The organism is Pseudoalteromonas sp. MM17-2, from assembly GCF_022347945.1.
GTDB lineage: Bacteria > Pseudomonadota > Gammaproteobacteria > Enterobacterales > Alteromonadaceae > Pseudoalteromonas > Pseudoalteromonas ruthenica.
The window spans coordinates 35,003-47,353 of sequence record NZ_JAKRFV010000022.1 but is presented as its reverse complement, the minus strand read 5'-3'; the positions used below and the strand labels follow the sequence as shown (position 1 = coordinate 47,353).

The following is a 12,351-nucleotide window of genomic DNA, read 5'->3' as shown; positions in this document are numbered from 1 at the left end:
AAGCGGATGAATATTCAACAGGTTATTGACGACATTAACACCGATGTACGTTCACGATTGTCGCAGTTCGAGGGCGCGGTGGCCAGTTATATTCCAGCTTTGGCTGAGGTCGATAGTGAGCAGTTTGCGATGGCGGTGCATACCGTGGATGGGCAAACCTTCAGTACCGGCGATGTGGAAGTGCCTTTTACCATTCAATCGGTCTCCAAAGTACTCACTCTAACTTTAGCATTGCAACGCTATGGCAACTCGTTGTGGCACCGCGTTGGCAAAGAGCCTTCAGGCACTGCGTTTAACTCGCTTACCCAGCTTGAATTTGAACAAGGCATTCCGCGCAACCCGTTTATTAACGCCGGCGCGATTGTTACCTGCGATGCACTTTACTCTCGCTTAAGCGCGCCCACTCACCATATGTTAGAAACCGTGCGTTGGCTCAGCGGTAATCCTCGAGTGTGTATCAACCAAACAGTATCCCGTTCAGAGTTTCAACACCGCCATCGTAACGCTGCCATGGCGCACTTAATGACCTCGTTTGGCAATTTTGAGAATGATGTGGAAGAAGTGCTCAAGGTTTATTTTGGCTTTTGCGCTATCGAAATGAACTGCCAAGAACTGGCGCGCACCTTTGGCTATCTCGCTAATCGGGGTGTCGACATCGCCTCAGGCGAGCGCATTCTGACCAGCAAACAAAACTCGCAATTGAACTCACTGCTCTTTACCAGTGGCCTTTATGACGCCGCTGGCGATTTTGCATATCGCGTCGGCATGCCCGGTAAATCCGGAGTAGGCGGTGCCATTGTTGCTGTTGTTCCCGGGCAATTTGCGGTCTCGGTGTGGTCACCCAAGCTCAATGCCTTTGGCAACTCCAGCGCAGGTCTTTATGCGCTGGAGCTGTTCGCCGACAGACTTTCGCTGCATCTGTTCTAAACCTTAAATTGACTCACTAAATCGCGCAGATGCTGCGCCCGCGCTAATAAGCTTTGCGTTGCGCTTTGCTGCTGCTCGGCATAAGAGTGAATGCTGCCGGCACTGTCTGATATTTCATGGGCCGACTGGTTAATGTGCTCAACCACTGTGCCCTGCTCTTCGGTGGCGGCGGCAACCTGATGATTGCCCTGACTGATCTCCTCAAACTTTTGCTGAATCGCGCGCAGCGACGCCACCGCCGTTTGCGTGTGCTCAGTGACTTGGCGGCTACTTTCTGTGCCTCGTGCGATGGCCTCTTGTGATTGCGTCGAAGTGCTTTGCAAGCGCGCCACTTGATCGCGGATCTCTGAGGTAGACTTTTGCGTACGCTGCGCCAGTGAACGCACCTCATCTGCAACCACAGCAAAACCACGCCCTTGCTCACCGGCGCGAGCAGCTTCGATAGCGGCGTTCAGGGCTAATAAATTCGTTTGTTCGGAAATGGCATTGATCACTTCCACCACCGAGTTAATTTCTGCCGCCTGATTAGCAAACTCACCCACGCTGCTATCCACATTATTGAGAATATCGTTGAGTTCTTGCATGGTTTGCGCGGTGAGCGTCATATTGTCGTTGGTGGTGGTCGTTTCACGCACCGCTTCTTCGGTATCACTGGCGGTACGGTGGGCAATATCGGATACCTCGGTAATCGTTTGCCCCATTTCAGTGATCGCTGTCGCGACCTGATCCGTCTGTGAGCGCTGGCTTTCTGTGGCGCTGAAGGTTTTATCGGAAAAATCAGCCAGCTCAGCAATGCCCTCGCGCATCGCTTGTTCGGTGACACTGATTTCATCCACCAGCTCAGCGACTTTGGTAATAATGGCGTTAAAGCCCTTGGCCAGATGCCCCAACTCATTATCAACGCTATCATCAAGGCGCGTACTTAAATCGCCTCCTTGCCCAGACATAGCAAGGAGGTCATCACCCACGGTACGAATGCGGCTGCTTAGCCAATTGGCAAAATACATGGTTAACACCAAGAACACCACTGCAAGTACCACACTGGCAAGCACCGACGTCCAAATAACCGAATTAATTGCGCCGGAGATCTCATGCTCTGGCAGCACCGCGACCAATTTTAACTCGGTGCCTTCAATGGGCATCACCGCACCATAAACCGCCTCGCCATCAAGCTCAGTTTCATTGAGTACAAAGCCACTGCCATTGCTAGTAAGAGCCGAGCTCATTGGTGCTAACCGGTTAACATCGGCCACCGTTTTACCAATAAAGCGGCTGTTTTCATGAGCAATGATGCGCTGTGTGTCATCAACCAGGAACAAATACCCTTGCTCGCCGACTTTACGTGAGGTAACCATATTGGCAATTTTCGACACATCATAACCCAGTCCCGCGACTCCTGCGCGCTGGCCATCAATACTCACTAAGGTATTAACGTATAAAGTCAGTTGTCCACCTTGTTCACTGGCATCCAGTGCCAACTGCTGCTGTGCACTGCTAGAAATGAAATCAAAGAACCAGCTGTCCCGTGATTCACTGCGCGATACCTGCTTAAACAGTCCACCCTCGGTGTAATAATTCAGGCTTTCTCGGCTTACCCAAAATACCGATGTCGCACCGGATTTCTGCTGTAAGTCGCGAAAGTAATCAAGCACTAGTCCATGCTGAGCACTCCCTTGCTCGCCATCGCGCACCCATTGATGCAACATCGCGTTTTGCGACAGCGTTTTTGAAACCGTAGTGGGATACATCAGTTCGGCTCTAATTTCATTCGCTACTCGCCCAACAGTATCTGGTAATAACTGCGTTTCAGTTTGCCGATAATAAAGGCTGGAAAACTGCCCAGTATTAATGAGTGCAGTCACTAACGTAACCACAAACAGGGCGACAAACACAAAACCAATGAAAATGGTTTTGAGGGTGAGGTTTTGCATGGTGTAGCTCCTAAAACATCGGTCTTATTCACTATGGCACAAGATTGTTAAATTGCGATTAAAACGCTGCTAATCGCTTCATTTTTAACACTTTTTGAACCTATATTGGAAAATTCATTGGGGCCGTTATACATCGCCATTATGCTTGGCTAACAGCACCATCGCCTCTTTTAAAGGAACTGCAGGGGAGTAATAATACCCTTGACTAAAGTGACAACCATACTCACGCAATTGTTGCTGTTGCTGCTGTGTTTCCACGCCTTCGGCAATCACTTCCATATCGAGCTCTGAGGCAATACGAATAACGCTGGCAATCACCACCTGGTGCTTGTGTTCGCTGAGCATTTGCTGGGTAAAGCTCTTATCGATTTTAATATAATCAGCATGTAGGTCGATAAGGTGACTCAATGATGAATACCCTGTACAAAAGTCATCTAAGGCCACCATGACTCCTTTGCTGCGTAACTCATTAAGCATCCCTTCGGCTTGCTTCCGGGCATGAATGGCCACCGATTCGGTCACCTCAATGGTCAAACAGCTGGGCTTTAAGTTATAGTCAGCCAAGGTATCGAGCACCGTATCAACGGGATGCAATACATGGTTAAATTCTGAGGCTGAACGATTCACTGCCATGCTGATGTCGTTGTAGCCTTGACTATGGATCCATGCCAAATCGGCCAGCGCTTTGCGCAGCACAAACTGGCCCAAAATGGCCACAAGTCCGAACTCCTCAGCGATGGCAATAAACTCATCGGGACGGATCACCCCAAGCTCTTCATCGCGCCAGCGTGCTAGGGCTTCAAACTTAACAATACGCCCGCTTTGGTTATCGATAACCGGTTGGTAGGCCACATCTAGGCCATCAAAGCGCAGTAGCTTATGGAGTTTGTCGCGCAGTTTAAGTTTACGCAGGTAAATGGCTTCAATCTCTTGGCTGTGTACCGCAATGCTGTGAGACTGAGCGCGCTTAACACTCAACATGGCATGATTGGCGTTGCGAACGAGCACCGTGGCGCTATCGGTATCGCTATGCATGTGAGCAATGCCAATACTGCAACTTAATTCAATGCTTAAATCCCCCAAGCGTATGGGCTGGTGGATTCGCTCCAACACTTTCTCGGCGCAGCGGTGCGCGTGCCCAGGTTTGGCATCGGCAATTAAAATAGTGAATTCGTCACCGCCATAGCGGCTGATCACATCATGATTACGCACACAATTTTGCAGCCGCAACGCCACCGCAATCAGTACCTTATCGCCAATTTCTGGACCATATAAATCGTTGATATCTTTAAAACGATCGAGGTTTAAAAACAGCACTGACGCGTGCTGCTCTTGAGCGCGAAACAACGAAATATGTTGCTCCACTTTCTCTAAGAAACTGCGACGATTTAAAAGCCCAGTTAAGGGTTCTTGACTGGCGTAAAACCGTAGTTGGCGCTCACTTTCTTTCCATTCACTAATGTCACGAAACAAACCAATATAATGGGTAATTTGCCCATTAGCACCACGGTTAACAGTGATCGACAGCTCTTCTGGGTAAATTTCACCATTTTTACGACGATTATAAATCTCGCCTCGCCAATGGCCCATTTGCTCGAGCTGCCGCCACATTTCATGATAGAACTCTGGAGGATGCTGACCTGAGGAAAGCACTGCGGGTGAACGCCCTTTTAGTTCACTCTCACGATAACCGGTATACAACTCAAAGGCGGGGTTAACCCGTAGGATGCGGTTATTGTTATCGGTGATCATGATGGCTTCTTTGCTTTGCTCAAACACGATATTACGCAGTGATAGCTCAGCTAACAGCTTATCCTTTCGCGCCAAATCGGCATCATGGCGGGCTTGAGCAGCAACGATAAATGCCAAGTCCTTAAACCACTGCTCATCAACTTGGTCAAACGTTCGCTGTTGTTCAAATAGCGCCACCAAAATACCAATGGGTTGGCGTGATACATCGCGTAGCGTCACACCGATGTAGGCTTCAATCCCCAGCTCCGCAAGCATGGTATCATCGGGAAATAAATCAGCCACATTATCGCCAAAAGCGCACACATCGACGCTCTGTAATGCATCGGCGCACGGAGAGCCAGCCAGAGGATATTGGAAATTTGTGCGTACGGCACCGTCTTGATGGTAGGCCACAGTCTGTACTTCTGTCGCGTTGGCGCATAACTTACCAACAAAGCAATGGGCTGCGCCAAAAGCTTCATCAATCATACTCAGTGCCAGCTCATAGGCTTGCTCGCTGCAGCTACATTGGTAAAGCGCGTTAAAAGACGATGTCATATGATTCTTGTAATTTTGTATACCATTTCATAAGAAGCTTAGCACAGTATCAGGAACAGGCTTTAAGGGAAATTCTGGTTATTGGTTAGCTGGCGAATGTATGATTCAAATCAATAAATTACAAGAGTTTAATTGTTACTTTCCAACAGTTTAACAGCTGTGATCGGCGCGCATGCTAGCCGGTGGCGAAACTTTGCTCATCGCATCTTGAATTACGTCGTTAAGTTACAAAGTGAAGGATGATCAGCGCTCAGAAGTTGATATACTATCGGCAGTTTCTAAAACGGTAGGTGTGCATGACTAAGCAGGCGAATAAGCGCAAAAATACTTTACTGAGCATTTGTGTGTTTTGCTGCATTGTGCTGAGCCTAAGCTGGTTATTTATTAATGACTCGGCGCTGCTATTGGTGATCACACTGCTGATGATTTTGCTGTTAGTATGGGGCATTGCGCAGCGCCTATTGTCGCTTTGGGATAAACAGCAACCACGCAAATAACCCTAACCCAGCAACTCCACCTCGCAGCGATTGCGGCCTCGTTGTTTCGCCCGATACAGCGCATTATCAGCAGCTTTAAGTACCGCATCCACCGAGCAACCTGGCTGCCACAAACTCACGCCTAGAGACACCGTTACTTGCGGTACTGGTGTAAAATCATGAGCTTGGATAGCCACTCGCAAGCGCTCTGCCAGCTCTAACGCAATGTCTTTACCTATGCCCGGGAGAATAAGTAGGAACTCTTCGCCGCCACTGCGACACACGCCATCGTACTCTCGACAACTGCTCTGCAATAGCTGCCCTAGCCCTTGTATAACGTCATCACCCACATCGTGGCCATAGTTATCATTGACACGCTTAAAGTGGTCAATATCCAAGGTGATCACCGCAAAGGCTTGTTCATCGGCGACCATAGATTGAATAAACACTTCCATATAACGACGGTTGCCAATGCCGGTGAGCGGATCGGTTAAGCTTGCTTTATTCAAGTCATTAATACGCTGACGCTGTTCATTACTGTAAGTTCTCAGTGCGTTGCGTAGTGTTTTCGCTTCAAAAAACCACGTTGGCACATCATCATATTCTTTACTTGAATCGGCCACGCGTTGCGCAAGCTGTCGCAGCGGAGCACTAATTAAATTCGCTAAATACCAAATCACCAACAAGGTAATCACGGTCACTGGAGCAGCTTTGGCAAGCACATTCATTATGGTATTGCCGACACTCTCAACGACTTGGTCGCGCTCAGTCCCTACTAGCACCACCCAATTCGCTGCGCGCACAGGTGCATAGCCCACCAACATACCACCAACACCTTCGCTGCCACTTTGCATTTGCGCATTAGCGAACGCAGGCCACAATGGCGAAGCGGGCGTTATTTTAGAGCCCACACGCTGGCGTTGAGAATGATAAATAACGCTGCCATTTGCGCTGAGCACTATAATATTGGCTTTATCGTTGTGAAAGTGCTGCCCGAGTAGCCGCGAGAGAATATTGTCGCCATGTAAATAAATGGTGCCAGCAATATAGCCTTGATATTGCTCATCGGCGCTAAAAATGGGGTGTGAGGGGCTCACAATTAAATTACTGGCCGGCGATACAAACGGTTGAGGAATGGTGGGTGCTTGTGCGCGCAAAGATTGTTTGGCACTGTCGCTTTGTAATCTCACACCTTTGACACCTAAGGTTAACGGCGCAGTGCTGGTAATCACGCCTTGCTCGTTCACCACCACCACAGAGTTAAAAGACGCGGTTTGCTCTAATAAGCGCAGCGTTTCTTGCTGCTGTGTTTTTGGGGTATTGTTATCGGCTAATCGCGCAGCGCTATAGCGCAACTGCATTTGTAAAGAGTTGAGGAACTGTTCGGTAATATCAGAGAGCTTACTGGCATAAGCCTGATTGGATGTCAGGGTATGGGCCACCATTTGCTGGCCGTGTACTCGGTAGTTAATAATGAACTGATTACCGAGGGTGACCATCACACACAGCACCGCAAACCCGAGAATAACTTGGCGTAAGTCAATCACACCAAAACGGGAAAACTTCATATACACAGCCCAACTACAAGCACTACCTACTACTTTATGAGTATAACAATAGCACTAATCATCAAGCTTGTGCTACATCAAATGATCTTCCTACTGCGATGCCCCGTACTGCTCGGTAGAGAATGATGTATCACCTTAGGTGCAATCGTTTAACTACGGTTGTCGAACAACAATGCTATTGCTGACACGGCTGTAACTATGAATCAACCAAGCGCATATTTAGATTTAGCCGAACTCACTGAGCTGGAGCTGTTTACCTTATGGCTTTGCCTGCATGCAGACAAAAGCAAGGAACAGGTTTTGGCACAACTTCAACCCATGCTTGGCAGCGCTTTTTTATCGCCGCAAACCATGGCGCAGCGTTGGCGTGAGGATGTTTACAGGCAACTTATGCACAAAGGTATGGCCACAGAGCAGCGCCCGGCAAAACCTGGGTTTGCGGATTATCTATTTTGCCTGTTATCAAAAGTGCCCGATGTAGAAACCCATTATGCCAAAGAGCTAGCGCTATTGGAGTCCATCATTCAGCACCCAGAGAAGTATCAAAACAATCCAACCATCATTCAGCATTGGTTGGAATCCCCTATTCACTGACCTGAAAAGGCGAAAAATTCATCAACTATTCAGTATGATTGCGAATCGCGCTTTTTGGCTATAGCTAAATGTGGCCACAAGCTTTAGACTACGTGTAGATAACACCTTGTTTACCCATGTTTATAAAATGAGATTTGCGTATTTCGTCTTATTCCTAACCTTGAGCTTAGCGAGCACTCAAAGCAGTGCCCGCGAGTATAACAGTGCTATGTGTATTCTTTTGAAGCAGCAAATGGCGCAGTTTGATCACTCTCGCACGCACCCAAGTTATCGCAGTGCCAAACGAGATTACGATGCCAATTGTAAGAATTTAGAAAAGCGCACACCGCAAGCGAAAACGACATCGAAGCCCGAAAACGACCAATCTCAGCCTCAGGAAGTAGCTAGCAAACCTAAAAAGGTACTAAAAGAGCAAAGACCTGAGGCCGAACCAACAGTAACCACCTCTGAACCGCAGCTCACTATTGTCGAGCAGCGTGCCGCCGAAGAGGCTGCAAAACAAGCGAAGGCAGAAAAAACGCAAACTACCGCGAAAAAATCAGCTCCGGTGACAGCGAAAAAAGTGGCTCCTGCTCCTGTACAAAGCCAACCCTCAGAGCCCAGTTCACCTTTCGTTGGCTTGATTTTCCCTGCATTAATAGCCTTGGTGCTTATTGCCATGCTAATTACATTGCTGATTTTTATTCGCAGCAACCGCAGTAGCCAAGGTAAAGCTGTGAAGCCGAAAAAGACAGCAGCTATCAAAGCTATTCCTGTGCCGAAGCTGCCTAAAAAACAGGTTAATTACAAAAAGATGTGGCAAAAGGTCACCGGTAAACAGCCTGACACGCTCGACCCACAAGTTTATAAACGCTTTTCTTCGGTTCCTGTACTGGTGAGTCCAAAAGCAAAGCCCTCAGCCATCGAGCAGTTATACATTAGCCCGTACGGTGTGTTTATCGTGGCGCGACCAAACCAAGAAGGCGACATTTTTGGCGGCGAGCACGCTCAAGAGTGGACCGCCCGAAACGGCGATGAAGAAATCAAGTTTGATAACCCCATCACCGAGCTCAAGGCTCAGGCTGGTGCGCTAGCCAAAGTACTGGACATACAAGAGCAACAGGTTAACTTGCTGGTCCTGTTTAGTAACAACGCTTTATTCAAATCTGATTTGCCTGCGTTGGTGATGCAGCGTGAAGACTTGGTTGACTACATTCTTAGCTACAGTGTTGAAAGCTTTGACGCCCAACAGTGTACTAACTTAATCGACAAAGTGAAGCAATTGCTTGCGCAAGGAAGCAACGCCGCGCTGGGCGCGTCTTCAACCAAGCCGTTAATCGAGACGCCCGTGCAACCACCAAGATCAGAGCCGCGCACTGAGCCTAAGTCTCAACCAAGCGCTGCAAAAGAAGAGACACCTCGCCCTGAGGTGCCTGCAGAGAACGTTGCGCCGATGCCCAAAACTGCCACAGAGCCTCGTTCCAGCGATCCGGAAGGAGCAAGTAAGAGCGCGGAAATTCACCCATTCAAACGCAAAGACGACGCACCGAACTCGGACGATACAGCGCACTCTAGTAAAGATTTGGCACCCGCGCCGACTCCCAAATCGACACCTGCAACGGAGCAACAAGAGCAAACTCCTGAGCCGAGCAGTGACAGCAGTAGCAAAGACTGGTCGAATATGAGTGATGAGGAGTTTATGGCGTTTTTAGAAGCCGCCAATAAACGTGCAGGTGGTGAGTCCGACCCAAGCTCCGATGAGCAAGCATCATCCACTTCTGCCACAGAGCCGCCTGCATCAAGCTCGCAGCAAATCCACGAGGGTTCCAGCCAAGGGGATGACCCATTTGACGACTTTGATCCGTCACAACCCTTGTTAGATACCCCTGAGCCTGAGCCTGAGCCTGAGCCTGAGCCTGAGCCTGAGCCTGAGCCTGAGCCTGAGCCTGAGCCTGAGCCTGAGCCATCAATTATTGAGCCCCAAAGCACAGCGACACAAGCGCAAACATCATCAAGCGATGAAGAGTTGGCGCTAGATATTGACGATGGTAACAGTCAAAGCCTTGATGACGCGCTTGCGGAGTTAGAATCTGCGCTTTCAGAGCAAGATCAGCAAAGTGAAGAAGCTCGCACTGATGACTCGGAGCCAGAAAAAACCAGTGCTGAAGACGAAGACGAGAACAAAGACAAAGACAAAAAGTCGAACCCTTTTGCTAATCTTTCGCTAGACCCTGACTTTAAGCCAAGCGAAGAAAAAGTGGATATTGGCGCCGGCCCGCTCGATGACGAGAAACCAAAACGTTAGTGCCTGCGTATTATTTACTGGTGCGCGTGGTATTGAGCGAACGTGCAAAAATAGTCAGGCTACAACGCCGTGTGGTGCCTATAATAAATAATTGTCAGTGGCTCACACTGGCGCAGTAAAGCTCCAGTTACGTATCTAGCGTACGGAGCAAGATTGGGCATAGTCACAACATTTTTGTTGTGAGGAGAGTGGCAAATGGTTGATTTATTTCAGCTTAACTTGGCTTTAACTAACCCAGGTTTAAGCCACATAGAAAAGCTGCAAAAGATAGTTCACACTGCAGCAGAGCATGTTCCCCAAGCCGATGTCGTAAGTCTTTGGGTGGCCAATGAAAACACCTCAAGTATTGTGTGCATCGCTAAATTTGATAAACACACCGGCGCCTATTCTGACGGCGGGGTTATTGGCCAAGATACAGCCCAGGCTTATTTTTCTGCGCTATTCAGCCATGATTTTCTTGCCATTGAAGACGTGCGTCATCACCCGTTTACCAAACATATGGTCGCAGGCTACTTTGAGCCATGTGGCTTTTACTCTTTGCTTGATTACGTGCTGCACGATAACTTCGAGCCAAGAGGGGTGCTTTGCTGTGAAAGCCGCACGCAAGTGCCGCAATGGCAGGACCAAGAAAAGGCAGCATTGAAGCGCATTGCCAATATGAGCTCGCTGTTTTTCGATTTGCCCACTTACCAACGTGCCGTGGGCTAGTTTATTTACTGATAAGTGCTATCACTCACACCGAAATAACACATTGATTTGTGAACTAAAGCTGCTAATTTAGACGCAGGTCAATTATCTAGGAGTGATGATGGCGCACATCGATTTTACTACAAAAATAAACACCGCACGCCAAGTGAACCCGCTGAAAGCTTTGCATACCAGCTTAGAGAGCGATCGCGGCCGCATCATCAATTCCTCCGGCATACGTCGATTGCAGCAAAAGACTCAGGTATTTCCATTAGAGCGCAACGCCGCCGTACGCTCTCGCCTCACCCACTCCCTTGAGGTACAGCAAAACGGCCGTTTTATTGTGCAAAAACTGTTTTCTAAGCTCAATGCACAAGAGCGTGCACACTATGGCCTCACCGACATGGAGCGGCCCTTTGAGACCTTGGTGGAAATGGCGTGTTTGATGCACGATATAGGTAATCCGGCCTTTGGCCATTTTGGTGAGGCCGCCATCAACCACTGGTTTAGTCGCTACCTGCAACAACGCTTTGGCTCGTTGCCGACGCTTGCGCAAACACACCCGCTAAAGCACCAGCTAATGCTTGATTTACAAAACTTCGAAGGCAACGCGCAAGCGATCCGCGCAGTTCACTCGTTGTTAGCACTGAACTTAAGTTACAGCCAAATAGCGGCCATTCTTAAATACACTCGCCCCGGCACTATGGCGAAAGACGCGCGGCCTGAAGATAAAAGCTACCTTATGAAAAAAGTCGGCTTTTACCACAGCGAGGCTGCGTTCATCGCCCAACTAGGTGATGCCTTAGAAATGGATAATGGCTGTCGTCACCCCGCCAGCTACATTATGGAGGCCGCCGACGACATCGCCTATTGCTTGGCCGATATGGAAGACGCGGTAGAAAAAGGCATACTCTCGGTGGAAAAATTGGTGCACTACTTGGATGATGCTTATCGCCAAAGGCTGGGGGCACTGGATACCGCAGAGCAAGGTTACAGCAACCTCGTGGCCAAAGCCTGCGAGTTTGCCCGACAAAAAGCAGATGAGGCCGAGTTCAACTACAACAACACCTTTTTCATTTATCTGCGTGTAAAACTCTTACACCCATTGGTCGAGCATGCGGCAACGCGCTTTAAAGACAACATAGAGCAGGTGTACGCGGGCACTCTCAACGCCTCATTAATCGAAGATGGCAGCCACCACCAAGCCATTACCGATGCCTTGAAAACAGTCGCTCGTGAACGCGTATTTTGTCACCCCGAAGTTGAAAAGCTAGAGCTACAAGGCTATAAAATCATCTCCGGCCTGCTCGATGAATACCAAGTGCTACTCGATTTAGAGTATGAGCAATTCACCCAAGTGCTGAGCCACCACAAAGACTTTTTAATTGCCACACGCATGGTGAAGAAACTTTCGGGGAAATACCTCAACGTTTATGAAAAAGCCGTTGCCAAACTGGATAAAAACGCCGAACACTTTCACCTGTACGAGTTTTACCACCGCTGTCGATTGATTCAAGACCACATCAGCGGTATGACCGACCAATTCGCCTACGACGAGTACCGTACCTTAAAGGTGGTGGATTAAGTAATGGTGA

9 protein-coding genes are annotated in these 12,351 nt (G+C 48.7%); 6 read left to right on the top strand and 3 right to left on the bottom strand.

Annotated features, from left to right (window positions below):
- Positions 1-6: 6 nt before the first annotated feature.
- The gene (gene glsB, locus MHM93_RS15920) at positions 7-927 is read left to right on the top strand and encodes a glutaminase B (protein WP_239449772.1); all 921 of its coding nucleotides are present in this window, start codon (positions 7-9) and stop codon (positions 925-927) included.
- Here the strand turns inward: glsB and MHM93_RS15915 are convergent.
- Complete coding sequence (locus tag MHM93_RS15915) at positions 924-2,858, bottom strand: methyl-accepting chemotaxis protein (RefSeq protein WP_239449771.1); 1,935 nt, start codon at positions 2,856-2,858, stop codon at positions 924-926. The two genes, glsB and MHM93_RS15915, sit on opposite strands and share 4 nt — an antisense overlap.
- A gap of 126 nt (positions 2,859-2,984) precedes the next feature.
- A complete protein-coding gene (locus MHM93_RS15910; protein WP_239449770.1) occupies positions 2,985-5,147 on the bottom strand; it encodes an EAL domain-containing protein in 2,163 nt (720 codons plus the stop codon).
- A 296-nt stretch (positions 5,148-5,443) separates the two neighbouring features.
- On the opposite strand from MHM93_RS15910, the gene MHM93_RS15905 reads away from it, so the two are divergent.
- Positions 5,444-5,644, top strand: coding sequence for a hypothetical protein (locus tag MHM93_RS15905; protein ID WP_045980600.1), 201 nt, complete (start codon positions 5,444-5,446; stop codon positions 5,642-5,644).
- Between the two features lie 2 nt (positions 5,645-5,646).
- Here the strand turns inward: MHM93_RS15905 and MHM93_RS15900 are convergent, their stop codons facing one another.
- Entirely contained in the window at positions 5,647-7,191 is a 1,545-nt protein-coding gene (locus MHM93_RS15900) for a diguanylate cyclase (RefSeq protein WP_239449769.1), read from the bottom strand.
- A gap of 198 nt (positions 7,192-7,389) precedes the next feature.
- Here MHM93_RS15900 and MHM93_RS15895 point away from each other — a divergent pair, with 198 nt between their 5' ends.
- The 4 genes from MHM93_RS15895 to dgt all read left to right on the top strand — a co-directional run bounded on the left by MHM93_RS15895 (position 7,390) and on the right by dgt (position 12,341).
- Positions 7,390-7,785 carry a hypothetical protein gene (locus tag MHM93_RS15895; protein ID WP_239449768.1) on the top strand — a complete coding sequence of 132 codons (396 nt, stop codon included), beginning with the start codon at positions 7,390-7,392 and terminating at the stop codon, positions 7,783-7,785.
- Positions 7,786-7,912: 127 nt separating this feature from the next.
- Positions 7,913-10,069 (top strand): nuclease-related domain-containing protein, encoded by a 2,157-nt coding sequence (locus tag MHM93_RS15890; RefSeq protein ID WP_239449767.1) that lies wholly within the window; start codon positions 7,913-7,915, stop codon positions 10,067-10,069.
- 195 nt (positions 10,070-10,264) lie between these two features.
- Positions 10,265-10,777, top strand: a complete 513-nt coding sequence (locus MHM93_RS15885; RefSeq protein WP_022946437.1) for a GAF domain-containing protein — start codon at positions 10,265-10,267, stop codon at positions 10,775-10,777.
- A 100-nt stretch (positions 10,778-10,877) separates the two neighbouring features.
- A complete protein-coding gene (gene dgt / locus MHM93_RS15880; protein ID WP_239449765.1) occupies positions 10,878-12,341 on the top strand; it encodes a dGTPase in 1,464 nt (487 codons plus the stop codon).
- Positions 12,342-12,351 lie beyond the last annotated feature (10 nt).

Bases quoted from the DNA above. Each gene is read 5' to 3' on its own strand.
- glsB (WP_239449772.1), top strand. From the start codon at position 7: ATGAATATTCAACAGGTTATTGACGACATTAACACCGATGTACGTTCA.
- MHM93_RS15915 (WP_239449771.1), bottom strand. From the start codon at position 2,858: ATGCAAAACCTCACCCTCAAAACCATTTTCATTGGTTTTGTGTTTGTC.
- MHM93_RS15910 (WP_239449770.1), bottom strand. From the start codon at position 5,147: ATGACATCGTCTTTTAACGCGCTTTACCAATGTAGCTGCAGCGAGCAA.
- MHM93_RS15905 (WP_045980600.1), top strand. From the start codon at position 5,444: ATGACTAAGCAGGCGAATAAGCGCAAAAATACTTTACTGAGCATTTGT.
- MHM93_RS15900 (WP_239449769.1), bottom strand. From the start codon at position 7,191: ATGAAGTTTTCCCGTTTTGGTGTGATTGACTTACGCCAAGTTATTCTC.
- MHM93_RS15895 (WP_239449768.1), top strand. From the start codon at position 7,390: ATGAATCAACCAAGCGCATATTTAGATTTAGCCGAACTCACTGAGCTG.
- MHM93_RS15890 (WP_239449767.1), top strand. From the start codon at position 7,913: ATGAGATTTGCGTATTTCGTCTTATTCCTAACCTTGAGCTTAGCGAGC.
- MHM93_RS15885 (WP_022946437.1), top strand. From the start codon at position 10,265: ATGGTTGATTTATTTCAGCTTAACTTGGCTTTAACTAACCCAGGTTTA.
- dgt (WP_239449765.1), top strand. From the start codon at position 10,878: ATGGCGCACATCGATTTTACTACAAAAATAAACACCGCACGCCAAGTG.